Raw genomic sequence first — 24,495 nt, 5'->3', positions numbered from 1 at the left:
CTAACGTCCTCCTTCTATTAACACAGCTGCAATATTATCACGTCCACCATGTTCATTTGCTTGTTCTATTAAAAGATGAACTTTTTCTTTTATATCCATTTCTTTTTTCACAATTTCTAAGATTTTTTGATCTTCTAATGAATTAAATAATCCATCGCTACATATTAAAATATTCTTACCATTTAATTCAACTTTTTGAATAGAGGGAACAATATCCATCTCTACACCAATTGCTTGCATTAAAACATTCTTCTGGCGATGATTCTTTCCTTCTTCTTTCGTAATAGCTCCACGTTCAATGAGTTCATTGACAAGTGTATGATCTTTCGTCATTTGTGTAATTTCTTCTTCATCATAAAGATAAATACGACTATCTCCTACATGGCATAAAAAAGCATCATTCCCACTTACCACACAAATGGCAACAGTAGTTCCCATACCTTTGGTATTTTCTTGCATATTTGCCATTCTTTTAACGATTTGATGAGCTTCTAAAACCGTATCCATAAGCCAATTTTTAACTTCATCATCATCAATAAAAGGTGGATTTGCCTTAAAGCATGTTAAAACATGTTCTTCTACAACATGAGAAGCAATTTCTCCTGCTTTATGTCCGCCCATACCATCACAAACAACACCTAAAACCTGATCTTTTAAATTAATAGCCGTGGCTGCTTGATCTTGATTTTTTTCTCTTATCTTACCAATATCTGTCAATGCATAATACTCCATTATATCACCCCACTGCGTTTTGCTCTTAATTGTCCACAAGCACCATCAATATCTCTACCATGTTCTTTTCTAACCGTACAGTTGATATGTAATCTTAAAAGCTCATCTTTAAAAGCTTCAACATTTGTACTTGGTTGGAAACCATGTTCATCAACACTATTATATGGAATTAAATTCACATAGGCATTTAAACCTCTCATATAATGAGCAAGTTGTCTTGCATGTGTGAGTGAATCATTCACTCCATCTAATAAAATATATTCAAATGTGACACGACGATTTGTTTTTTCAATATAATCTTGGATACCTTTTCTTAAAACATCCATATTAAAAGCTTTATTAACTGGCATTAATTGATCACGAATTTCATCATTTGGAGCATGTAAAGAAATCGCTAAGTTTGTTTGAATTCCTTCATTGCTATAACGTTCAATCATATTCACAAGTCCACATGTTGAAATCGTAATATGTCTTGCTCCAATGGCTAGCCCATGAGGATGATTAATAATTCTAACAAATTTCATGACTTCATCATAGTTATCAAAAGGTTCTCCCGTACCCATGACAACTACATGAGAAATACGAATTCCTGTATCTTTACTTACGGCCATGACTTGGTTGACCATTTCTCCCGCTGTTAGATTACGTTGTTTCTTTAACAAACCACTGGCACAGAATGCACATTGCATATTACATCCTACTTGACTTGTTACACATAATGATTGTCCATAATCGTGTTGCATTAAAACTGCTTCAATTAAATTACCATCAACTAAAGAAAATAAGTATTTGATTGTTCCATCACTGGATACTTGTTTTTCTTTGATTTCAAATTGATCAATAACACAATTCTTTTCTAATTTTTCTCTTAGATCTTTAGAAATATTAGACATTTCTTGGAAATCATAAGCATTTTTTTGATAAAGCCATTGAAAAACTTGTTTCGCACGAAATGCTTTTTCCCCAATTGATTGAAAATATTCTGTTAATTCTTCTAACGAATAATTATATAAATGTTCCATCTTTTAACCCTTTTTCATCTTACACATAAAAAATCCATCTGTGTGATATTCATAATTTAATATTGTACGTTGTTTAATAACTTCCATATCTGGATGTTTTTCAATAAATTTTTGAATCATTAATTCATTTTCTTTTTTATTGATTGTACATGTACTATATACCATTGTACCATCATTTTTCAATAAATAATATGCATTTTCCAATAAAAGTTCCTGCAAAGAAACAAGCCCATCCATGATAGAAGAATCGTGATATTTGATCTCTGGTTTACGTTTTAAAACACCAAATCCTGAACAAGGAGCATCTAATAAAATACGGTCAAATGTTTTTTCTGAGTAAACCTCTTTTAACTTCGTTGAATCTCCTGCTTGAATGTGTACATTTTTAACACCTAAACGTCTTAAATTATATTCTACAAGTTTTACTTTATGTTCATAAAGATCATAAGCCTCGATCTTTCCTTGATTTTCCATTAAAGCACTTAAATGAGTTGTTTTACTCCCTGGTGCACTACACATATCTAAAACATAATCTGTTTTTTGAGGATCAAGTAATCTAGCAACAAGCTGACTTGATTCATCTTGAATTGTTACTTTTCCTTCTTTAAAATAAGAAGTTAAAGCGAGATTTCCTTTATCATAAAGAAGTGCATCTTTAGATAAAGTTCCTTCTTTAAAGCATCCTTCTTTTAATAATTCTTCTTTGCTTGCTTTTAAAGTATTGACACGTCCACTTCTAGTAGGAGGTGTATTATCTTCTAAACAAATCTTTTTTGTTTTTTCTAAACCATATTGTTTATTAAACATTTTAACCATCCATAAAGGATGTGATGTTTCAATTGAAATTCTTTCTAATTCATCTAAACCTTCTAAAGATCTTCTTTCATTTCTTACAAAATTTCTTAAAACCGCATTAACAAACTTACTTGTTTGATAGCCTTGTTTTTTAGCGATATTTACTGCTTCATTAATAACTGCATATTCAGGTATTTTATCTAAATACATCAGTTGATATAAAGATAAATAAAGTAGTGTCTTTATTTTCTTTTTAACTCTTTTTCCTTTGATATAAGGTTGTAATTGATATTGAATCGCTAAAAGATTTTGAATTGTTCCATAAACAATGGTCGTACATAAATCTTTATCTTCTCTTTTTAATTCACTTTTCTTTAATTCTTCATTTAATGCAATATTTAAAAAACTTTCATCTTCAAAATATTGATTTAATATTCTATACGCATGTATTCTTGCCATAACTAGAGTGTTGTGTATGGATTAAAATCACATATCACATTTACCTTTCCTTTTTTATTATAATAATCCATCATCATCTGTAATGTTTCATAAAGATGATCTGTCTTTGTGACCTTGAGTGTCATTCTTTGACGATAGATATCACTCATCTTATATATCGTACACGGTGCTGGTCCTAAAACACCAACATGTGGAAGTTGCTTTTTCAAATATTCTTTCATTTGTTTAGCATTCCATATCACTTCTTCTTCCTTTTTCCCCTGTACTAAAACACTAATCAAATAACAGTATGGTGGATATTTCGCTAGTTGCCTTATTTCCATTTCCTTTTTATAAAACATTTGATAATCATGATTTTTAACACATTGTAAAACAAAATGATCAGGGTTATACGTTTGAATCATGACCGTTCCTTGTTTCTTACCTCTACCACTTCTACCAGAGACTTGTTCTAAAAGCTGATAAGTTCTTTCATTGGCACGAAAATCAGGAATATTTAATGATAGATCTGCATTAATGACCCCAACAAAAGTCACATTTTCAAAGTTTAACCCTTTCGCAATCATTTGTGTTCCTACTAAAATGTTCGCTTCTTGATTTTCAAAACGTTTGAGTAATTCATGATGTCCATCTTTTTTTCGGGTTGAATCTACATCATAACGAATTACCCGGGCATTTAAAAAATTATTTTCTAAATATTCTTCAATCTTTTGCGTACCACTACCAATAAGTTTTACATTAGTACTTCCACAATGTGAACATTTTTTTATAAAGGGAATCTGATAATCACAATAGTGACAACGCATTGTTTTGCTATCTTTATGATACGTCAAAGAAACATCACAATGAGGACATTTTAGCACTTCATCACAAGATAAACAACGCATATAGCTTGCATACCCTCTTTTATTTAATAACAGCATCACTTGTTCATTTTTATCAAGCGTTTCTTGAATTTTTGTTTTCATTTTATTTGATAAAAGGTCATAATTATGATGTTTGATTTCTTCTACCATATCAATCATTTCAATTGTAGGTAGAGGCTTTTGGTTGATTCGTTTAGGTAATGAACATAAATGATAAACTCCTTTTAAAGCACGGCTATAACTTTCTAACGAAGGCGTTGCACTTCCTAAAACCACCGGACATTCGTGATACTTACCACGCCATCTAGCTATTTGAGAAGTTAAGTAACGTGGATTACTTTCTTGTTTATAACTTGCATCATGTTCTTCATCCATAATAATGAGTCCTATTTTTTCAAGAGGCGCAAAAACGGCACTTCTCGCCCCCACGACAATCTTCACTTCATCTTCTACAATACGACGGTATTCATCATAGCGTTCTCCTGAAGAAAGTTTAGAATGAAGAATCGCCACTTGTTTACCAAAGCGACTTTTAAAAGCAGCAACCATCATTGGTGTTAATGCTATTTCAGGAACCATCATGAGCACTGTTTTTCCTTGTTCAATAATATGTCTTGATAATTGAAGATAGACTTCTGTTTTTCCTGAGCCTGTCACCCCATGAAGTAAATAGGTTTGAAAATCATGACATAACAAAATTTCATTAACAACTTTTTGTTGCATAGGTGTTAAAGGAAAATCATTTTGTTGAATATTTTCATGATAGGGATCACGATAAACTTCTTGTTGAATGATTTGAATAGCCCCTTGTTTTTCTATATTATTTAAAACCACTAAAGAATATGGGCAATCCTTTACAGGTAGTAAAGGATGTTCTTTTATATAATTTAATGCTTCTTGTTGTTTAGGCGTTTTTAAAGGAATTTCTTTAATAAAAGAAATAACTTTTTCATATTTAATACCTACTGTCTTTTGACTCTTTGGTTTTAATTGAATCGGAAGCATACATTGTAAACAACTTATTCGGGTCGATAAGGTTTGCTTTGCCATATACTTAGCCAGTTCTTGTAGTTCTTTATTTAACAAAGGCTTTTGATCAATAATTTGAATAATAAAAGAATAACGAAAACCTTTTTCTTCTTCTAATTGGTGTTTTGTTTTATCTGTTTGATAGCATTCTGTGACATAACCAATGATTTTTTGTCTACCAAAAGGAATACTTACGCGACACCCTGTTTCCACATAATCATTGGATAGATAATCAAAAGTACGATCTAATTGATAAGAAGAATGTTCAACAAGAACTTTTAAAATATACATACCCTCACCCCTTTGAATGTATTTTACCACAACAATGTAAAAAAAAATACGACAAGAAATCGGTCATACTTTATGTTTTTATTGAAACATGAATAAAAATAATGTCAAGACTACAATTATTTTTCTTTCTTGATACAATTGTGTGTATCGAGGTGAAATTTTTAACATGGAAAACACATTATATTTCAAAGATATGCGTACAAAAGATCATAATGATTATCCTTCTAAAATTTACAAAGTAGAATATTCTAGAATGTTTATTGAAATTTTAGATAATGACCATATTCATGGTAAACCCCATTATTTTGGAAGTCCAAGATTAAGAGATGATTTTATTAATAATATCAAAGAGCATATCTTGCGAATTAATTTAGAAGAACTTCTACAAATTCAAAATTATTGGGAAGCAAACAATTAAATAACGTTAGTAAAAGGAAAGAATAAAACACATATTCTTTCCTTTTATCTATCAAAAAGATGTTACGAATAACTATCGTAACATCTATATTTTATGTTCTCTAATGATTTTAGCAATCTTATCTTTAGCAAGATGAACATCATCGTTTTCAACAACATATTTATATTCATCTTTTGTTTGAATTTCTTTACGTGCTTTATCAAGACGTTCTTTCACAATATCTTCACTTTCTGTACGTCTACCACGAATACGTCTTTCTAATTCTTCTAATGAAGGTGGTACCAAGAAAATCGTAAGGGCATCTGGACACTTTTTCATAACTTGTAATGCACCTTGTACTTCAATTTCTAAAACAACATTTTTTCCTTCATCTAATAAACGATCTACATTATCTTTAGGGGTACCATAATAATTACCTACAAATCTTGCCCATTCTAATAATCCACCCTGAGCAATTTTATCTACAAACGTTTTTTCATCAACAAAGAAATAATCTACACCTTCTGTTTCGGCAGGTCTAGGTTTTCTTGTTGTCATTGAAATAGAATAACTTAAATTTAAACTTTCATCTTTGAATAATTCTTCTCTTACTGTTCCTTTACCAACACCACTAGGCCCACTGAGAATGATCAACATTCCTCTTTTCAATTTTTCCACACCCCTTTTTTATAAAAATTACTCTACAATAACAAAGAGATAATGTCAATTAATTTCAAATATGTTATAGTATTTTGGGGTGATAAATATGGCTTATGATGGCATTATGATGCATCAAGTAAAAAAATCATTAATTGATACCATCCAAAGTGGACGTATCAATAAAATCTATCAAATTTCCAAATACGAGCTTTTATTTCAAGTTCGTGCCAATAGAAAAAACTATCAATTACTTATTTCCAGTCATCCAATGTACGCGCGTGTACAGCTTACTTCTTTAACTTATCCAACACCTGAAGCCCCTAATCCTCTTACGATGTTATTTCGTAAATTATTAGAAGGTGGTTATATTAAAGAAATCGAACAAATTGACTTGGATCGTATTTTAAAAATCACATTTGCTTGTCACAATGAATTAGGTGATGCGATTGAATATATTTTATATATAGAAATCATGGGGAAACATTCTAATATTATTCTTGTTGGAAAAAATAATAAAATTATTGATTGTATTAAACATATTTCACCAAGTATGAATACAGAACGTTTTTTACAACCAGGAGCACTTTATCAATTACCACCTATGGTAGAAAAGCTTAACCCTTTTACAAGCGATTTTGTTGAAGATATTCAACTTACAAAGATTTATCAAGGAATAGCTCCCATTCTTTCTAAAGAAATTCTTTATCGTATTGATCAAGGTGAAGATTTTAAAGAAATCATGAAACAAATCGATAAATCTCAAGATCTTTATATTACTAAAATAAATGATAAAGAATATTTTCATGTCATTGAATTGACTCATTTACAAGGAATTACAACAAAGCATGCTTTGTTTGATGGTTTAGATCTTCATTTTAATGAAATTGATCAAAAAGAAAGAATTAAACAACAAACAAGTAATTTATTAAAATTCATTCAAAATGAATATCAAAAAAACACCACAAAACTAAAGAAACTAAAAGCAACACTAGAAGATTCTGAAAATAGTGATGATTATCGTATTAAAGGTGATCTTCTCTATGCTTCTTTGCACTTAATGCAAAAAGGAATGATTTCTGTAGAAGTTGATAATTATTATGATAATACAAAGATGAAGATTACTTTAGACCCTAAATTAGATCCTAAAGCTAATGCCCAAAAGTATTATCAAAAATATCAAAAAGCAAAGAATTCAATTGATGTTCTTCACCAACAAATTGAACTTACTGAAAAAGAAATTGATTATTTTGATTCTTTAATAACAGCTATGTCTCAAGCATCCTATTATGATGCTTTAGAAATTAAAGAAGAATTAGAAAATGAAGGTTATTTAAAAAAGAAAAAACAAAGAAATACGATTCGTAAGAAAAAAATCCCTCAATTTCAAAAATATCTTACTAAAGACGGCATTGAAATCGATATTGGTAAAAATAACTTACAAAACGATTATTTAACTTTCAAATATGCTCATCGTTATGATATGTGGTTCCATGCTAAAGATATGCCTGGAAGTCATGTCATCGTCAAAGCTCAAGATTTAGATGAATATACAATTCGTTTAGCCGCTAAAATTGCAGCTTATTACTCAAAAGGAAAAAATTCCAGCAGTGTTCCTGTCAACTATACACTCGTTAAAACACTTAAAAAACCAACTGGTAGTAAACCTGGAAAAGTAATTTTAGATAATTATAAAACAATCTATATTGATCCTGATGATGAATTTTTAAAAGAACTTACACAAAAACTCTGACATCTGTCAGAGTTCTTTACTACCTATTTACTTGTGTATAACAAGTTTGTTCATAACGTGGATAATAACGTGGTACATAGATAATGTTATTGACACGACGGCATTCAATTGGACAAATGATAGGTTGTTCTACATATTGATTTTGAAAAGTTGTACATACTCTTTTAGGAGCAACAATTGGTTGAGGTTGCATGCAACCTCCCCCATTGTTCATATTTGTTTGAAAATAAGAACCATAGTCATTACCACATGATGATTGTTGGCAATTACAACTCATAAAAACACCTCCTAATATAAGGTATGGCTATTAATAAAAAAGAATTGGACTTTTATAAAGGAGAAACAAAAAATGAAACTTATTCCATGGCATATTCACGATGATGTTGAAGCCTATACAACAACTAAAGAGCTTGGAGATATTTCCTTAAATAATCCAAATATCCTTCAAGTATTACAAAACAGACAAGAACTTGCTTCTTTATTAAATACAGATTTAGAACACATGGTTGCACCTCGTCAAACCCATTCCACAAACCTTAAACAAGTTTATTTAAAAGACGGTGGAACTAATATGTTAAAACAAACGGATACTTTATACGAAGTGGATGCAACATATACAAAAGATAAAGATCTTTATTTACTATCTTTCCATGCAGATTGCACACCTATCCTTGTTTATTGTAAAGATCAAGGCATTGTTTGTGCTATTCATTCTGGTTGGTTAGGAACTGTTCGTCAAATCGTAGATCATACAATTCGTTATTTAATTGAAAAGGAAAACTGTAATCCAAAAGATATGTATTGTTTAATTGGCCCTTGTCTTTCTAAAAATCATTTAGAAGTACAAGATGATGTCATTGATCAAGTCAAACAAATGAATTTTGATACAACACCTTTTTATAAACAAGTTGATGAAACGCATTATTTATTAGATAACAAAGGATTAAACAAACAGCAATTATTAAATTTAGGAGTTTTAGAAGAAAATATTCAAGTAACACCTTATTGTACAAATGAAAATAATGATTTGTTCTTTTCTCATCGTGTTAATCATGATGGACAAAGAAATGTTACAATCATCAAAAGAAAATAGGCGGTATGAAATTCATATCGCCTATCATATTTCAATTCAAAAAATAATAATTTAAGCTTGGAAATATTTTTCAATTTCTTTTCTTTCATATGTTGTTAGTTTTAAAATATCCATCGCTCTTTGCATTGAACATGGAAGTTCATTCATTAAATTTCTTACATGTTCAATATTTTTCTTTCCTAATAAATCTAACGTATTATTAAAAAACACAACCAAAGGTGTTAATACCCAATCAACCCTGTCATACTTGTTTTCTATATCATGATCTTTATTCAAGTATATCATAATCTGTTCCCCTTTATCATAATTTTCTAATTTTTCAATAGTCGTTCCATTGATATTTTGTTCAGTTGTTTTATAACGGTTCATATGCCCATCTCTTTTTTTAGCTGCCTGGAGAAGGACATAGTTTTTTTCATATTCTTATAATTTCGATAATCATATTCTCTTCCATTTTGATAGATAACCATTCTTGAAAGATAATCTTGACCTCTTGTAACTAAGCTATACCCTGAATTTTCTACATTTTGTATTTCCATATCTGAATAGATTCTTTTTGTTGTACCTTCTTTTTGAGGAAGATTGATACAACAAAAATAGTCAAATTCTACTTTTCTATGATGAGGAATGTCACTTACATTATTGAGCTGTTGAAAATAATAGTTTCCTTCATGATCTTTCTTCACTTTAATAAGTTCCATGATTTCTTCTAAAGATAAATTTTCTGCTTCTTTAATAAAGCCTTTTATGATTCTTCCTAGCACTTCTGGATGTCCTAGGATTCTTTTACAAAGTTTATCAATCATAATAATCTTATCTGTTGATGTATTTTCTATAACACCATCCATATTTATCACATCACTATATATATTGTCTTTTTTATTCCTTTTTTCTTTTTATTTTTTCAAAAAAGTAAAAAAATTACGAAACCTTCGTTTCGTAATTAGTCTTCCTTTAGTTTTTTCATCATCATCGGAATCTTTTCTATCACCTTAGAAGCTATCACTGTATAGTTTTCCTTATATACTTCATCACCACATAAACCATGAAGATAAGTTCCTAAAAGGGCTGCTTCTTTAGGAAGATAGCCTTGTCCTAAAAAACTACTAATGATACCGGCAAGTGTGTCTCCCATTCCCGCCGAAGACATTCCTCTATTGCCTGAATCAATACGATACGTTTCATAACCATCACTAATAAAAGTGTGTGGCCCTTTTAAAACAAGAATGATATGATACTTCTTTGCAAATACATTGGCTTGATCAATCATTTCTGAAATATTTGAAAAATTCACAAACCGTTTAAATTCACCATGATGTGGTGTTAAAATCCATGGTCCTTCATGATTTTCTAATAATTCTAAATGTTTAGAAAGAATCGTAAGAGCATCTCCATCAATAACGGTAGGTATTTTGATATTTTTTAAAAGACGACACATAAGTTGTTCATTTTCTTCATTTAGTCCTAAACCACTGCCTAGAAGCAAAGCATCTTTATCATGAAATACTTTTTCGTCAAGATATGTATTTCTAACCATTGATGTTGCTTCTGGACAATATAAACTTAAAGCATCAATGACTTTTTCATTTGAACAAACAGTGACTAAACCACTTCCCGTATAAAGAGCTGCTTTAGAAGCAAGTAAAGCCGCTCCTCGATAATGATAACAGCCTGTAACGTGTATAATCTTTCCATAAGTACCCTTATGACCATCATAGACTCTTTCTTTTAAATGATATTTTGCCCACTTATAATCAATTGGTTGTGAAAATAACATTTCTTCATGAAACGATTTAGCATCTAATAATTCTAAACTGATTTTGCCTGTATAAAGACTACTATCAGGATTTAAAAACGCAAGTTTATAGGCTGTCAAGGTAATAGTCTGCAAAGCACAAATACAACTATTATACGGATTTCCTGTATCTGGATTTAAACCTGTGGGAATATCAATAGAAATCACATCATTTTCCATTGTATTATTAATAGCATCAACGACATACTTTACAATTCCTCTTAGATCACTATTAAGTCCAAAGCCAAATAAGGCATCAACGACAACATCATAATCATTCATTCTTCTTTGAAACTCATCTAAAGATTCTTCGTCTAAAAATAAAGTTTCAATTCCTAAATTATCTACCTGTTGAACATAATAATTATTTGCCTGTGATAATTTTTCAGGAAGTCCGCTATAACAAAGTAAAACTTCTTTTCCTTCCTTAAAAAGTTTAATCCCCAAAGAAATCCCATCAGCTCCATTATTTCCTGGACCACAAACAATCATGACCTTTCGATAATGATGAAAATGTTTAATTAAACAATCACTCGCTTTATCTACTAATTCTTCTATAGAATAACCATAATCCAATAATGCTCGATCATATCTTTTTAATTGTTTACTTGTCGCAATATACACAATACCACCCCTTTTCCCTATTATAGCTTTTTAAAGAATAAAAAAAAAGGCTACTTACGTAACCTTTCTATTGATATCTAAGTCCACATGTAAAACTTCCAATACCAGAAGATACTTTAACAACATCTCCTGTATGAGGAGCATGCACATATTGTCCATTTCCAATATAAATACCAACATGCCCTGAACGCCATAAGATATCCCCAACTTCAAGTTCTGATAAACTTACAATCTTCTTAGCGGACGCTCTTTGTTCAGCAGATGTTCTTGGAATAGAAATTCCATTTTGACGATATACCCATTGAGTAAACCCTGAACAGTCAAATGAATTAGGTCCTGTTGAACCCCATACATATGGACATCCTCGTTTAGATAAACCAGTATTTACAATTCTTTCTCCAGAGAATGTGACTTCTACTTGTAATTGTACTTCTGTTTTATTTCCTGCTGTATCCATACCTGTATATGTGACTGTTTTATTTCCTGTAGTTGATGTATCGATAGTATTAAAAGTAATTTTATCTTTCATATCTCCATCTAAATTATCTACGGCAGATGTAATATACGACTTTAAATCAACTTGTGCTCCTTTATCAAGAGAAACCTTATTTGTTGATAAAACAATTTCTGGACCAGTAACATCTTTTACTGTCGCATTTAAGGTTTCTTTTGAAGTGTTTCCGGCACTATCTTTAACGATTACTGTTAATGTTGTTTGTTGATCTAACTGTTTTGTATCAATTTTACCTTCAATTTGTGGTTCAACATTAACATCTAAGTTATCTTTGATTGTCATGTAATCTTGCCATTTAAATTCACTGCCATAATTTACTGTAATATCATTTCCTGATTTTAGAGTAATTTCTGGTGCTTGCATATCTGCAACGAAGAATTTATAGGTTTCTTTTGTTGTGTTTCCACTATTATCACTTACTGATACTTCAATTGTTTGTGTTCCTTGTTTTGAAGTATCTAACTTCTTGTCACTTTCAATAAATGGTGTAACATCTCCATCTACATTATCTGTTGCCTTTAAGTAAGATGATAAATCTGAACTTCCAAAAACAGGAACTTCAATATAATAACCATTACTTGCTCCAACAGTTTTAATTTTTGGAGATTCGTCATCAACAACATCTACTTGAATTGTTTTAACGGCAACATTATTAAATTGATCTGTTGCTTCTACCTCCACTTGATAACTTCCTAATTGATTCACATTTAAAGATTGTGTATTAGCGTTGACCACTAATTCACTTCTTTCATCGTGATTATCAATAATATCAATCATATCTGTATCAAACTTTTCACCATAAGGTATCTCAATATGATTCGATAGTATTTCAGGCTTTTCATGATCCACACCAGCATAACCTACTAGCATAAAAGTAGCTACACCAAGTATTGGAATAAACATTGCTTTACGTTTTAAAACCGTTTCTTCAAACAATGTTTTGAGCCTGGTCTGTACGTCTGTTTTCATAGTGTTCTCCTTTTGATATTTTTTAACCGTTGTTTATCATAACATATTTTCAAACAAAATGCAAATGTGTTGAATTTATCGCTATTTTTTACATTTTCAAAACTATTACTGAACCTTTTTTTAAAATTAAAGTAAAAAAAAGCCGTGATTTTTCCACGACTTTTTAATATTAAGGTCTAATTGCGCAACTAAAGCTTCCTACACCAGAAGATACTTTAACAACATCTCCTGTTTGAGGAGCATGAATATATTGGTTACCACCAACATAAATTGCTACGTGTCCTGGTCTCCATAAGATATCTCCAGGTTGTGCACTTGATACGCTGATTACTGTACCAGATGATTTCATCGCACTTGATGAATGTGGTAAAGATTTACCAGCTTTTGCATAACACCATTTTACTAGACCAGAGCAGTCAAATGTATTTGGTCCCTCAGCACCCCATACGTATGGGCATCCAAGTCTTGAATAAGCAGCTCCGATTACCGAAGTTCCATAATAGTTTGGTCTTGAAGTTGTACCAACTGCTACAGATGATTTTCTAGAAGTTCTTGCAGCTTGAATAGCTTTTACTTTTACAGATAATGAAGCAGTTGCTTTATTTCCTTCAGAATCACTTACTGAATAAGTTGCAGTATATGTTCCTGCTCTTGAAGTACTTACTGATGGGATTGAAACTTTTGATTTTAAATCACCATCTTTATTATCTGTTGCACTTGATAAGTATTTAGATAAATCTAAACTTTCTCCTGCATTTACTGTAACTTCTGATTTAGATAAAGAAATTGTTGGTGCTTGTGTATCTTTGACATTAACATTTAATTGTGCAGTTGATTTATTTCCAGATGAATCAGTTGCATTAATTGTTAATGTTTGAGTACCATCTTCTTTACGTGTATCAACACTTCCTTCAACTTGAGGTTGAATTGAACCATCATAGTTATCATTTACTGAAACATAGTTTGATAAATTGAAATCAGAACTATAGTTAACAGTAACATTTGCACCATTTGTTAAACTAATAACTGGCGCTTCTGTATCTGTTACCGCAAAATCAATTGTTCTTTCTGTTTCATTTCCTGAAACATCAGATGCTTTTAAAGTAATTGTTTGAGTACCTAACTTAGAAGTATCTAAAGCTTTATCAGATTCCATAAATGGTGTAACATCACCATCAACATCATCTGTTGCTTTTACATAACTTGCTAAGTCATTGCTTCCTTTAACAGGAACCTCAACAACATATCCTTCACTCGAACCTAAAGTTTCAATTTTTGGACCAACTTGGTCAACCACTTTTACTGTAACTTCTTTTGTTGTTTCATTATTAAATGAATCAGTTGCTGTTACAGTAATCTTATAATCACCTAATTGTTGAACATTTAATGATGCAAGATCAGCATTTACTTGAATGTCACTTCTTTCATCACGGTTGTCAGTAATATCTAATGTATCTACATCAAATTTTTCACCATAAGTTACTTCAATTTGATCAGAGACAATCACTGGTGCTTCTGTATCAGCAGCAGCGTAACCAACTAACATAAACGTTGCAACACCTGCAATAGGGATAAACATCGCTTTTCTATTTACAATTTTTTCTTGGAAAAACTGAGTTAACTTCTCTTTAACATTTTTATCGTTTACAATTTGACTAACTCTTTCCTTAATATTTTTCTCCATTCGTCTCCTCCTTTCAACAAAATACAAATGTATTATAACGTAAATGAACACTAAAATCCACCCTTGAGCATGTCTAAACAAGGTCTCATTCTCTTGAAAGTCAACCCTAGCATAGGATTCAAAAGATTTAATTTTTTTTAATTTTTTTCGTATATTTTGCTGATTTTACGATATCCTAAACCAAATTTTGGCTAGATAGAAATTACTCAATACTCTTTAAAGATTCTACCATATCAATTTTTTTCAAAACACGTCGCATATAATAATCAATTAAGAATGTAAAGATCATTGTTAAAATAAAGGCAATGAAATAACATTTTAAATTGACACTACGAATAAACATTGCCATGTCAACTTCTACTGTTCGAATCAAATAACCATGAATTATTTTTCCTAAAAAGAGACCTACAATTGATCCAATAACAGAAAGAATAATATTTTCTCTAAAGACATAATCATAAACTTCTTTTGGATAGAAACCTAAAACTTTAATTGTCGCAATTTCACTCTTTCTTTCTTGAATATTAATATTCGTTAAATTATAAAGAACAATAAATGCAAGAGCTCCCGCACAAACAATTAAAATTAAGACAACACTATCCAAGCTTTCCATTTGACTATAGAATCCTTCAGAAATACCACTTACATATTGAATGGATGTTATATTTTTTTGTCGATCACAATATTTTGTTAATGCTTTTTCATTTACATTTTGATGAAGTTTAAAGTATTGACTGTTATAGTGTATTTCTTGATTTGTAAGTTTTTTATAATAGGTTGGTGACATATACATATAATGTCTAAAATAAAGCTTATAAATACCAGCAATCTTTACCTTATAATCTTTATTATCTAAAGAAATCGTCATTTGATCTCCTACTTTTAAATCAAAAAGCTCTGCAAGTTTCGCATTGATATAAACACCTTGATCATTTAAAGACAATGTTTTTCCACTTTGATAATCACTCATATGAATATATTTATCAAATTCTTTTGGTTGACTTGGTATTTCAATTGTGACCATTTGACTATCAATTGTTGTGGTTTTATTAAAAATTCCCATTGTTGATTTCACTTGTTTTTGATTTTTAAAATCTTGTTGAATTTGTTTTTCTTCAGTTTCCGTTAAGTCATCTTGATAATTAACAACACCATCATAAATCCACATCTTACCATATTGTTCACTTGCAAGTGGAGAAACTGAATATTTAATACCAAAGCCAATCACAATTAAAGCGGTACATCCAGCAATTCCAATAACTGACATTAAGAAACGTTTTTTATATCTAAAGATATTTCTCATTGTTACCTTTTGATTAAAAGATAAACGTTTCCAAATAAAAGTCATTCTTTCAAGTAAAATACGTTTTCCAAGTTTTGGTGCTTTTGGTCTTAAAATCTGTGCTGGTCGTTCTTTTAATTCTTTTGAACAGACCATAAAAGTTACAAGTAAAATAATACCTACCGAAATCAAATAGGTTTGAATACATGTCGATGCTTTAAAAATAACTCGGGTTGGTGCGCCAACATCAAACATCATAATACGATAGAGGTAATAAATAATACTTGGGAAAAAATAGGTTCCAAAGACAATTCCTAAACTACAAGCAAAGAAAGTCGCTAAAAAGGCATAAACTAGATATTGCATAATGACATCTTTTTTCTTGTATCCCAAAGCCATAAATGTTCCATTTTGTACTCTTAATTCTTCGACCATTCTTGTCATTGTTGTCATGGAAACAAGCGCCGCTACTAAGAAAAAGAGAATTGGGAAAATTATAGATAAGGCATCGATGGAATCACAGTTTCCGCTAAAACTTAAAATGGCTGCACTTTCATTTTTCGTAAGTGTAATGATTTTTCCTTTTTTTAAATCATTTACTTGTTCTTTAGCTTCTTCTAAATCTTCTTTAGCCTTTTCTAAATCAACTTTTGCTTCTTCAAGTTTTGGATAGTTTGTCTCAAGCTCATTCTTTGCTTGATTTAATTGTTTTTTAGAATTTGCTAGTTTAATTCCTGTTTGGTCTAAAAGAGCTTTAGAATCATCTAATTTCTTTTTAGATACATCTAATTGTTCCTTACTTTGATCTAAAGTTACTTTTGAAGAATCAAGAACCGCTTTATTTTTTGAAAGTTCTTCTTGAATACTTGGAAGCTGTGCTTTCAATGTATTGATTTGTGTTTCATTTTGTTTCAAAGCATCATAGCCTTGTAATAAAACTTGACATTGTTGATAGTAAGGTGATTCACTTGGAATATTTTTTACAACTTCTAATCCACCTAATTGATTGATTTGATCTTCAATCGTTTTTAAAGATTCATCATATTGTTTTACTTGATTTTCATATGAAAGATAGGTGTTATACCCACTTTGATATTGACGATAGCCTTCTTCATATTGTTTTAAGCCACTTTGATATTGATGATAACCCTGATTATATTTCGTTAAGCCATTTTGATAATCTTTTAATCCTTGTTGATATTGAAGATATCCTTGATCATATTGTTTCTTACCATCAAGATATTGTTTTTTACCTTGATTATAAGCATCCATACCCTCTTGATATTCATTTAAACCATCTTGATACTTCTTTTCGCCATCTGCAATTTCATTTAAAGCATCTGTTTTGTTTTTTTCATATAAATCATTATTATAACTTTTTAAAATCGTTTTAATTTCCTTATTGGTTGGTTTGACATACGTATCATAATCATCATCAAATTCATAATAATCTTTTCCATTTTTTAAATGAACACGCAAATCATTATAAAAAGTCTCTTCACCATGTAAATCAAATAACTCTTGAGGAACAGCCATGTTTTCATTTCCTTTCGTTAAAACAAAAACAAAACCACTGTTATTTCCATCTCCTAAGCTATTCGTTCCTCTTTCTAAATCACTAATATAACGACTATCATTCACAATTCCAACAATCTTATATTTCTTTTTACCATAATCACTTTCTAAAGTAACACTGTCTTTTAATTTTAAAGAGGATTTTTTCATATATTGATAATCCATCAAACATTCATTTTCTTCTTTTGGCAATCTTCCTTTTAAAAGTTCAGGAAGATCAACACCTGTTTTAAAATCATCATCACTATAAACCGTCATACCAATATTTGCTTTTTCATCATAAGACATCAAAGCATCAAAACGAAAACCATAATCAACGCTTTCTACTTCTTTCAATTTTTGTACCTTTTTTATCACAGAATCATTAAATCCATATGTTGCAATATAATTCAAATCATTCCATTGATAGGTTTGTAAATAATCGTGTATAGATTCTTTCATAATGACCGGACTTTGTCTTAGTCCTGCAAAAAACGAAGCTCCTAAAAAAACAATACAAAAAATAGATAAAAAACGAGCTTTTGTTTTTTTAATAATACGCACCTGATTTTTTAAATACGCTTTCTTCTTCATAACTACCACTCAATTTCTTGAATCGGTTGAGGATGTTCATTTAAAAACATTTGATCAACCTTTCCATTTTTCAAATGAATCACACGATCAGCCATAGGCGCTAGAGCACTATTATGAGTGATGACAATTACGGTCATATTATATTTATCACACATTTCTCTAAGTAACGCTAAAATCGCTTTTCCTGTCAAATAATCAAGTGCTCCTGTAGGTTCATCACATAAAAGAAGTTTAGGATTTTTCGCAATTGCACGGGCAATAGCCACACGTTGTTGTTCTCCACCAGATAACTGTGCTGGAAAGTTATTCATACGATTTTCAAGCTCTACCCTTTTCAAAACCATTTTTTCATCAAGCGGATCTTTAGAAATTTGTGAAGCTAATTCCACATTTTCTAAGGCTGTTAAGTTTTGAACAAGATTATAGAATTGGAAAACAAAACCAATATCATCTCGTCGATATTGTGTAAGTTTTGCTTCACTATAACGTGCAACATCTTGACCATCAACCATAATCGAACCACTTGTAGGTTGGTCCATTCCTCCTAGTAGATTTAAGATCGTTGTTTTACCTGCTCCACTCGGTCCAACAATGACCACAAATTCACCTTTATTGACTTCAAAATTGACACCATTACTGGCATGAATCTCAATATCTCCTACTTTATAAGTTTTTTTCACATCTTTAAATTGTATAAATGCTGACATAAAATACCTCACTTTCTTATTTTATGATAAAATAATTATAACATATTTAAGGAGGTTATTTATGAAAATCATTATTTTATCCGATAGTCATTCTATGACCAAACAAACCCTATTACAATTTATTAAAAATCATCCAGCATCTTATTATATTCACTGTGGTGATATCTATATGCCTTATACTCCTTTAGAAGTAGATCACTTCTATAATGTACGAGGAAACAATGATTTTATTGATTTACCAAAAGATTTAACACTGGATATTGATCATTTGAAATTCTTTATTTGTCATGGACATCTTTTCCACATTGATGAATCCCCTTATGAACTTGAAGCGTATGCTTCCAATCATCATCTAGATGTCGTTTGTTTTGGTCATACACATAATCCAACTTATTATAAAAAAGAAAACACAATTTTTATCAATCCAGGAAGTATGACTTTTCCTCGTGGTCAGTATCCTCATCCTACTTATTGTGTATTTGAAACCACAAATCAAGAAGTCACATTTTATGATTTAAAGACCGATTCTCCTTGTAATCCTTTTAAAAAAATAAAAAAAGAATCCTTTTTTAAAAGATTCTTTAAATAATTATTTTTCCATAATGATTGAAGTTGGTAAAATACCTTTATAAAGTTTCATGCTTAATAGATAGCTTATTAATAAAGGAACAATTTGTATAATTAAGATAGTTAAAAATAAATAAAACGTAATTTTAGCTCTTAGAAGTAAATTACATAAGATAATGATTTGATAGGATAATGGAAGTAAAAGAATAACACCATAGAAACAAATCATTTCTTTTTTTATAATTCTTTTTAATTGTCCAAGAGAAAAACCTAAACGACAAAGATTTTCAAAATTACCTTTTCTTTTAGAAAGTTCCATTCCTATTTTAAAAACAATCGTCAATGACATTAAAATCATCACTGAAACATAAGACATTAAAGCAACCATTGAAACAAGTGGTTGTTTTATTGTATAAACGATCATACAAGTAAGTAAAACAGAGGAAAGTAAAGAAATCAGCAATAGTCCAAAGATTTTTTGAATATCACTATGAAAAAAACCTAATGCGATTAAATCTTCTGAATTCTCTAATGAATTATTTCTCTGTCTTTTTCGAATAAACTCTGGTAACACTTTTTTTATAAGACCTGATATACCAATCAAGCCAAATAAAGCAATAAACATATAAGATGTCGAATCTTTCACAAATAAAAATAAAAACATAGGTACGAAATAAAAAACAATAAAAACTTTACTCGTAATTTGTGGACCTTTTAGACCACTTAGATCTATCTTATTTTTATCATGTATCATGGAATTGATCGTACTTCTTACACAATAACCTAAATTCAACATAGAACACCACATGACTTCAAAAGCAAGAATCATGAAGGTTGCTGGAAAGGTTTGACTTGATAAATAGAAAAGCTGTCCGCTATATTTAAAAGTCATCATAAATAAGGAATTAATTGTTGGAATCAGTAAATATCCTAAAATAAGACCTAAAGGAATCGCGCAAAGCATGATTATAAAAACTTGTAAGAATAAGTAGAAACCTAATTGATAAATACTTGCTCCTGACATCAAAATAATCGAAATTTCTTTTCCTTTATTAGATACATAAAAGTTATTTGCGAGAAAAACACAAAGCATAGCAATAACAATAACAAAGACTGCAATAGGTGTCACAAAGGTTGTATCATCTTTTCCTAAATGAATGCCTGAATAAGGATTAAATGTAAGATTAAAAAAAGAGAATATAAAAATAGTTGTAAGAAGAAAGGTCAAAAAGTAAAAGATACTTTTTGACATATCTTTCTTTAAAGAAACAAATGCAAGTTTAATGATACCCATTATTCAAAGAGTTCTTGTGATTCGCTTGAATTAATATCAACTATTTTATAAAAATATTCTTTTTGTGATAATCCTTCTCTTTCAATCGTACGATCGATAATTCCATCTTTAATATATAATAGTTTAGAAGAATAAGAAGCAATCTTACTATCATGTGTTACCATTAAAATAGAGACACCTTCTTTTTCATTAAGCACTTTAAATAAAGAAAGAATTTCATGAGAGTTTTTACTATCAAGATTTCCAGTTGGTTCATCTGCCACAATCAATTTAGGATTAGTAACAAGTGCTCGACAGATAGCCACTCTTTGTCTTTGTCCACCTGAACATTCATTAGGATATTTATCAAGAGTTTGCGCTACATCGAGTTTTTCAGCAACTTCTTCGACTCTTTTGGTAATTTCTTTTTTATCCACATTTGCAAGAGTTAGTGGTACAGCGATATTTTCAAAAATAGTTAAACTATCTAAGAGGTTAAATTCTTGGAAAATAAAACCTAAATTTTCATATCTAAACTTACCAATTTCCCCTTCTGACATAACACGTACTTCTTTACCATTAATAAAAACTTTTCCTTTTGTAGGAATATCAATGGTTGAAAGGTTATTAATGAAGGTCGATTTACCAGCCCCAGAAGGTCCCATGATACACACAAATTCACCTTCATACATTGTTAGTGAAACTTCATGTAAAGCTTCATAAAGTGTTTTTGTTCCAATTCCATAAATTTTTGTAATTTTATCAGCAACAAGTATTTCTTTTTTTTCCATTTTATTTTCCTCCTTTGATTGGTTTAACTACTGCATCGATATATTGAACATAAGTAATAAATCCTGAAATAATAATTGGTATAACATACGATAAAATATAGACAAATACAAATTGAAATGACATATCCCCATAATAAATAAAACGTCCTGATATAAAAACAATATAAATAAGCGGAATTAAAATCAAAACAAAATAATAACTAATAACTTCTTGTCGTACTATTTTATTAAGTTCTTTTTTGGTATAACCGATTTTCCATAAATTCAAGAAAAGTGTTTTTCTAGTCATAGCTTCCATCGATAACTTATAAATAATCGAAACAACTAGTAAAACAATAACAACCACATAACCAATAACTCCTGTCGTAAATTCACGTGGTGAATGAATATTAGAAGCAAGAATGGCAAGCATTCCTGTAACAGCTATCGTCATTAAAGAAAATAAAAGAAGTGATCTTTGAATCGAATAATTTAAATTAGAAATTGAAATAAGAACATATCTTTTTGTAAGAAAAATTCCTCTTTTTAAATTTCTTACAACATCTGGTAACACATAACGAATCACTCCTACTGCCCCCGATAACCCTACAAGCGTTGGCGCAATATAAGCGGTTGGTTCATGTGGATTCATAAACATCATAACAATTCCAAAAATATAGATTCCAAAGAAAACAAGTGAAACACTTTTTTTCGTATTTTTTTTAACTTTCATTTCTTTTTCTTGACTTAAAAGAGTTTGAATATCATTTTTATGTAAAAAGCCTGCCGTCAAAACACAAATCATTGATAAAACTATGGCAACTAAGATAAATGAATAAAGATAAGCTTCGCCTGGTATAATGGATGGATCTTTAGAAACATCCAACATTTGATACATGTAAGCATTCGAAAAGGGAACCACACATCTCCCAATTAAAATTCCTAAAGGTGTAGCAAGAATCAACAAAGTAAATGTTTGATATAAAACATACATCGTTGAATTAATGTACCCTGAACCAGACATAGCCATGATAGCAAGTTCTGTTGTCTTTCTTGATAAAAAGAAATTATTTGCGAAGAAAATCATAAAACAACAAAAACAAATAATTAAAAAAGACAATATCGAAGAAAAAGGCATTTGTACCTCATTCCATGTACCCCCACTTTTAGCAATCGCTTGATCAGCTAAATCTGGATTATTAATAATATTGAAAAACACAAAACATACGGTAACCGCAAATATCAGAGTAATTCCATAAAATAAACTCTTTTTATAGTCTTTGACAAGCATTCTTATTGAAAATTTAAAAGTTCCCATAGCACCCTCCTATTTAAATAATTCTTTAATTTGATCTATTGAATGAATACAATTTTCTATTTCTTCTTCAGATAAAATCATTTTCATTTTATTCATGATATCTTGATAGATATCTTCTGTTTCCTGAATCAAGTTTTTTCCTTTATCCGTAATAACAATACGTGTATGACGTTTATCAAAATGACTATTTCCCATTAAAAGCCAACCTTTATCTTCTAAACGAAAAACAATTCCCACAACTGTCGAATGAGGCAATTGAAAATTTTGACAAATCGTTTTTTGATAAACCACTTTATTTGTTTGTGCTACAAAACGAATAATATTTAATTCATTGAATTTAAGCCCATAAGGTTTTAGCTTCTTATTGGCATACTTATTCATCTGTGTCGTCAGCAAATCTAACGCCACCAATACTTGATATTCTTGATTCATACATATTCCCCTTTCCCAATTATAAAAGCGCTTATATGTAATTACAACAAAAACATGTCGAATTCGACATATTTTTGCAAATTTGGGTAAGATCCCTGTATTTTATCATGTCATCCCTTAAATTTTGATTTTTTTTAAAGTATTTCCCCAGTTCCACCTAAATAATAAGTAACAACTATAATTAATTCTTTAGCTATATCTTTTACATATTTATCAGAGGTTTCTTTATTTCCTTGAACAATAAAGAAAATATCTTTGCTTTCATTTGTGACTTTTGTTTTATCTACTTGTCTTATTTCACTAAAACAAATAATATCATTGGCATCATCTATATAACTATAAATACCTGCTTTGACCTCTTTAGCTTCTTCACTCCCTAAAGGAATATAATTTTCATTTCCTTGAGTTAGTCTTAAAGTAATATTTCCCTCTGTTTTATCTAAATCATGGGCTCCTAAAGCTAATTTAGTATCCATAGATATTAAGTTATAGAGATCTACTAAGGGGTTGATTTTATGAAATTCTTGTTTCTTTAATAGATTTTTTAAAAGATTTTCACTTGCTGGTAAATTCTTTCTTTTGGGAATACCAACTTCTTTATGTAATTCATAAAATCCTTGAATCACTTGATTCTTTTTTAAAGATTCTAATGAATTGTTTTCTAAAAGACGTTTTACATGAACATCTATATAATCATCTAAAGCAGAAGAATACACTGTATTATCAATATCATGTATTCTTACACCTTTAATTTTAACTCCTAAATCAAGCACGTCTTGTTGTACTTTAAATTCAAATTTTCGATTCATCCTATCTCTCCTATTAAAAAAGGGAAAAGAATTTCCCTAATCTTGAATTAAAGGTGTTGATAAATAACGATCTCCACCATCTGGTAATAAGACAACTATTGTCTTCCCTTTATTTTCTTCTCTTTTTGCAAGTTCCTTCGCTGCTTGGATTGCTGCCCCTGATGAAATACCTATTAAGATTCCTTCTGTCTTTGCTACTTCTTTTCCTGTAGCAAACGCATCTTCATTTTCTACCGTGATGATTTCATCATAGATTTTTGTATCTAATGTATCTGGTACAAATCCTGCTCCGATTCCTTGAATCTTATGTGCTCCACCTTTTCCTGTTGATAATACCGGTGAACTTGCTGGTTCTACCGCCACTACTTTTACATTTGGATTTTGTTCTTTCAAGTATTTTCCAATCCCTGAAATTGTTCCTCCGGTTCCTACTCCCGCTACAAAGATATCTACTTTCCCTTCTGTTTGGCTATAGATTTCTGGTCCTGTTGTCTTGTAGTGTGCTTGTG

Annotated in this window: 23 protein-coding genes; 4 read left to right on the top strand and 19 right to left on the bottom strand. The window is 30.2% G+C overall.

The features are described from left to right. The 4 genes from C7U55_RS10885 to priA are packed head-to-tail and all read right to left on the bottom strand — an operon-like array spanning window position 1 to window position 5,194. The gene (locus C7U55_RS10885) at window positions 1-732 is read right to left on the bottom strand and encodes a Stp1/IreP family PP2C-type Ser/Thr phosphatase (protein WP_106988581.1); all 732 of its coding nucleotides are present in this window, start codon (window positions 730-732) and stop codon (window positions 1-3) included. Beyond that, window positions 732-1,754 (bottom strand): 23S rRNA (adenine(2503)-C(2))-methyltransferase RlmN, encoded by a 1,023-nt coding sequence (gene rlmN / locus C7U55_RS10880; protein WP_106988580.1) that lies wholly within the window; start codon window positions 1,752-1,754, stop codon window positions 732-734. The genes C7U55_RS10885 and rlmN overlap by 1 nt, the downstream gene beginning before the upstream one ends. Window positions 1,755-1,757: 3 nt before the next feature. After that, complete coding sequence (gene rsmB / locus C7U55_RS10875; RefSeq protein WP_106988579.1) at window positions 1,758-3,008, bottom strand: 16S rRNA (cytosine(967)-C(5))-methyltransferase RsmB; 1,251 nt, start codon at window positions 3,006-3,008, stop codon at window positions 1,758-1,760. A gap of 2 nt (window positions 3,009-3,010) precedes the next feature. Further along, on the bottom strand, window positions 3,011-5,194 hold the full coding sequence (gene priA, locus C7U55_RS10870; RefSeq protein ID WP_106988578.1) for a replication restart helicase PriA: 2,184 nt from the start codon (window positions 5,192-5,194) through the stop codon (window positions 3,011-3,013). 166 nt (window positions 5,195-5,360) lie between these two features. Here priA and C7U55_RS10865 point away from each other — a divergent pair, with 166 nt between their 5' ends. Continuing rightward, the gene (locus tag C7U55_RS10865) at window positions 5,361-5,612 is read left to right on the top strand and encodes a hypothetical protein (RefSeq protein WP_048924336.1); all 252 of its coding nucleotides are present in this window, start codon (window positions 5,361-5,363) and stop codon (window positions 5,610-5,612) included. 84 nt (window positions 5,613-5,696) lie between these two features. Here C7U55_RS10865 and gmk read toward each other — a convergent pair whose 3' ends face one another. Continuing rightward, the gene (gene gmk, locus C7U55_RS10860) at window positions 5,697-6,260 is read right to left on the bottom strand and encodes a guanylate kinase (protein WP_048924335.1); all 564 of its coding nucleotides are present in this window, start codon (window positions 6,258-6,260) and stop codon (window positions 5,697-5,699) included. 97 nt (window positions 6,261-6,357) lie between these two features. Between gmk and C7U55_RS10855 the strand changes: the two genes are divergently transcribed. Then, window positions 6,358-8,001: an Rqc2 family fibronectin-binding protein gene (locus tag C7U55_RS10855; protein ID WP_106988577.1), complete on the top strand. Its 1,644-nt coding sequence runs from the start codon at window positions 6,358-6,360 to the stop codon at window positions 7,999-8,001. A gap of 19 nt (window positions 8,002-8,020) precedes the next feature. On the opposite strand, the gene C7U55_RS10850 is transcribed toward C7U55_RS10855, so the two are convergent. Further along, the gene (locus tag C7U55_RS10850) at window positions 8,021-8,278 is read right to left on the bottom strand and encodes a hypothetical protein (RefSeq protein WP_048924333.1); all 258 of its coding nucleotides are present in this window, start codon (window positions 8,276-8,278) and stop codon (window positions 8,021-8,023) included. A gap of 72 nt (window positions 8,279-8,350) precedes the next feature. Here C7U55_RS10850 and pgeF point away from each other — a divergent pair, with 72 nt between their 5' ends. Next, window positions 8,351-9,094: a peptidoglycan editing factor PgeF gene (gene pgeF, locus C7U55_RS10845; protein ID WP_106988576.1), complete on the top strand. Its 744-nt coding sequence runs from the start codon at window positions 8,351-8,353 to the stop codon at window positions 9,092-9,094. A 51-nt stretch (window positions 9,095-9,145) separates the two neighbouring features. Here pgeF and C7U55_RS10840 read toward each other — a convergent pair whose 3' ends face one another. The 7 genes from C7U55_RS10840 to C7U55_RS10810 all read right to left on the bottom strand — a co-directional run bounded on the left by C7U55_RS10840 (window position 9,146) and on the right by C7U55_RS10810 (window position 18,817). Beyond that, entirely contained in the window at window positions 9,146-9,463 is a 318-nt protein-coding gene (locus C7U55_RS10840; protein WP_106988575.1) for a hypothetical protein, read from the bottom strand. Then, the gene (locus tag C7U55_RS10835; protein ID WP_106988574.1) at window positions 9,460-9,942 is read right to left on the bottom strand and encodes a hypothetical protein; all 483 of its coding nucleotides are present in this window, start codon (window positions 9,940-9,942) and stop codon (window positions 9,460-9,462) included. Before C7U55_RS10835 ends, C7U55_RS10840 begins: the two co-directional genes overlap by 4 nt. Window positions 9,943-10,037: 95 nt before the next feature. Continuing rightward, complete coding sequence (locus C7U55_RS10830) at window positions 10,038-11,513, bottom strand: NAD(P)H-hydrate dehydratase (protein ID WP_106988573.1); 1,476 nt, start codon at window positions 11,511-11,513, stop codon at window positions 10,038-10,040. Between the two features lie 67 nt (window positions 11,514-11,580). Next, on the bottom strand, window positions 11,581-12,996 hold the full coding sequence (locus C7U55_RS10825) for a C40 family peptidase (protein WP_106988572.1): 1,416 nt from the start codon (window positions 12,994-12,996) through the stop codon (window positions 11,581-11,583). Window positions 12,997-13,165: 169 nt separating this feature from the next. Then, window positions 13,166-14,680, bottom strand: coding sequence for a C40 family peptidase (locus C7U55_RS10820; protein ID WP_227280036.1), 1,515 nt, complete (start codon window positions 14,678-14,680; stop codon window positions 13,166-13,168). A gap of 202 nt (window positions 14,681-14,882) precedes the next feature. Further along, window positions 14,883-18,110, bottom strand: a complete 3,228-nt coding sequence (locus C7U55_RS10815; RefSeq protein ID WP_106988571.1) for an ABC transporter permease — start codon at window positions 18,108-18,110, stop codon at window positions 14,883-14,885. 2 nt (window positions 18,111-18,112) lie between these two features. Further along, window positions 18,113-18,817 carry an ABC transporter ATP-binding protein gene (locus C7U55_RS10810; protein WP_106988570.1) on the bottom strand — a complete coding sequence of 235 codons (705 nt, stop codon included), beginning with the start codon at window positions 18,815-18,817 and terminating at the stop codon, window positions 18,113-18,115. Window positions 18,818-18,878: 61 nt separating this feature from the next. On the opposite strand from C7U55_RS10810, the gene C7U55_RS10805 reads away from it, so the two are divergent. Beyond that, window positions 18,879-19,406, top strand: coding sequence for a metallophosphoesterase family protein (locus C7U55_RS10805; RefSeq protein ID WP_106988569.1), 528 nt, complete (start codon window positions 18,879-18,881; stop codon window positions 19,404-19,406). Here C7U55_RS10805 and C7U55_RS10800 read toward each other — a convergent pair whose 3' ends face one another. The 6 genes from C7U55_RS10800 to C7U55_RS10775 all read right to left on the bottom strand — a co-directional run. Beyond that, the gene (locus C7U55_RS10800; protein WP_106988568.1) at window positions 19,407-20,678 is read right to left on the bottom strand and encodes an FtsX-like permease family protein; all 1,272 of its coding nucleotides are present in this window, start codon (window positions 20,676-20,678) and stop codon (window positions 19,407-19,409) included. After that, a complete protein-coding gene (locus tag C7U55_RS10795; RefSeq protein ID WP_106988567.1) occupies window positions 20,678-21,448 on the bottom strand; it encodes an ABC transporter ATP-binding protein in 771 nt (256 codons plus the stop codon). Before C7U55_RS10795 ends, C7U55_RS10800 begins: the two co-directional genes overlap by 1 nt. A 1-nt stretch (window position 21,449) precedes the next feature. Beyond that, a complete protein-coding gene (locus tag C7U55_RS10790; RefSeq protein ID WP_106988566.1) occupies window positions 21,450-22,745 on the bottom strand; it encodes an ABC transporter permease family protein in 1,296 nt (431 codons plus the stop codon). 9 nt (window positions 22,746-22,754) lie between these two features. Beyond that, on the bottom strand, window positions 22,755-23,177 hold the full coding sequence (locus tag C7U55_RS10785; protein ID WP_106988565.1) for a MarR family winged helix-turn-helix transcriptional regulator: 423 nt from the start codon (window positions 23,175-23,177) through the stop codon (window positions 22,755-22,757). Between the two features lie 134 nt (window positions 23,178-23,311). Continuing rightward, complete coding sequence (locus tag C7U55_RS10780; RefSeq protein ID WP_106988564.1) at window positions 23,312-23,986, bottom strand: B3/B4 domain-containing protein; 675 nt, start codon at window positions 23,984-23,986, stop codon at window positions 23,312-23,314. Between the two features lie 36 nt (window positions 23,987-24,022). After that, the coding region (locus C7U55_RS10775) for a PLP-dependent cysteine synthase family protein (protein ID WP_146139622.1) at window positions 24,023-24,495 on the bottom strand (473 nt) is incomplete at its 5' end.

The sequence above is a fragment of the Faecalibacillus faecis genome (genome assembly GCF_003024675.1).
Classification (GTDB): Bacteria; Bacillota_I; Bacilli_A; order Erysipelotrichales; family Coprobacillaceae; genus Faecalibacillus; species Faecalibacillus faecis.
Note: the sequence above shows the minus strand (reverse complement) of the source record. Positions and strands in the feature narration are given on the sequence as shown.

Bases quoted from the DNA above. Each gene is read 5' to 3' on its own strand.
- C7U55_RS10885 (WP_106988581.1), bottom strand. From the start codon at position 732: ATGGAGTATTATGCATTGACAGATATTGGTAAGATAAGAGAAAAAAAT.
- rlmN (WP_106988580.1), bottom strand. From the start codon at position 1,754: ATGGAACATTTATATAATTATTCGTTAGAAGAATTAACAGAATATTTT.
- rsmB (WP_106988579.1), bottom strand. From the start codon at position 3,008: ATGGCAAGAATACATGCGTATAGAATATTAAATCAATATTTTGAAGAT.
- priA (WP_106988578.1), bottom strand. From the start codon at position 5,194: ATGTATATTTTAAAAGTTCTTGTTGAACATTCTTCTTATCAATTAGAT.
- C7U55_RS10865 (WP_048924336.1), top strand. From the start codon at position 5,361: ATGGAAAACACATTATATTTCAAAGATATGCGTACAAAAGATCATAAT.
- C7U55_RS10855 (WP_106988577.1), top strand. From the start codon at position 6,358: ATGGCTTATGATGGCATTATGATGCATCAAGTAAAAAAATCATTAATT.
- C7U55_RS10850 (WP_048924333.1), bottom strand. From the start codon at position 8,278: ATGAGTTGTAATTGCCAACAATCATCATGTGGTAATGACTATGGTTCT.
- pgeF (WP_106988576.1), top strand. From the start codon at position 8,351: ATGAAACTTATTCCATGGCATATTCACGATGATGTTGAAGCCTATACA.
- C7U55_RS10840 (WP_106988575.1), bottom strand. From the start codon at position 9,463: ATGAACCGTTATAAAACAACTGAACAAAATATCAATGGAACGACTATT.
- C7U55_RS10835 (WP_106988574.1), bottom strand. From the start codon at position 9,942: ATGGATGGTGTTATAGAAAATACATCAACAGATAAGATTATTATGATT.
- C7U55_RS10825 (WP_106988572.1), bottom strand. From the start codon at position 12,996: ATGAAAACAGACGTACAGACCAGGCTCAAAACATTGTTTGAAGAAACG.
- C7U55_RS10820 (WP_227280036.1), bottom strand. From the start codon at position 14,680: ATGGAGAAAAATATTAAGGAAAGAGTTAGTCAAATTGTAAACGATAAA.
- C7U55_RS10815 (WP_106988571.1), bottom strand. From the start codon at position 18,110: ATGAAGAAGAAAGCGTATTTAAAAAATCAGGTGCGTATTATTAAAAAA.
- C7U55_RS10810 (WP_106988570.1), bottom strand. From the start codon at position 18,817: ATGTCAGCATTTATACAATTTAAAGATGTGAAAAAAACTTATAAAGTA.
- C7U55_RS10805 (WP_106988569.1), top strand. From the start codon at position 18,879: ATGAAAATCATTATTTTATCCGATAGTCATTCTATGACCAAACAAACC.
- C7U55_RS10800 (WP_106988568.1), bottom strand. From the start codon at position 20,678: ATGGGTATCATTAAACTTGCATTTGTTTCTTTAAAGAAAGATATGTCA.
- C7U55_RS10795 (WP_106988567.1), bottom strand. From the start codon at position 21,448: ATGGAAAAAAAAGAAATACTTGTTGCTGATAAAATTACAAAAATTTAT.
- C7U55_RS10790 (WP_106988566.1), bottom strand. From the start codon at position 22,745: ATGGGAACTTTTAAATTTTCAATAAGAATGCTTGTCAAAGACTATAAA.
- C7U55_RS10785 (WP_106988565.1), bottom strand. From the start codon at position 23,177: ATGAATCAAGAATATCAAGTATTGGTGGCGTTAGATTTGCTGACGACA.
- C7U55_RS10780 (WP_106988564.1), bottom strand. From the start codon at position 23,986: ATGAATCGAAAATTTGAATTTAAAGTACAACAAGACGTGCTTGATTTA.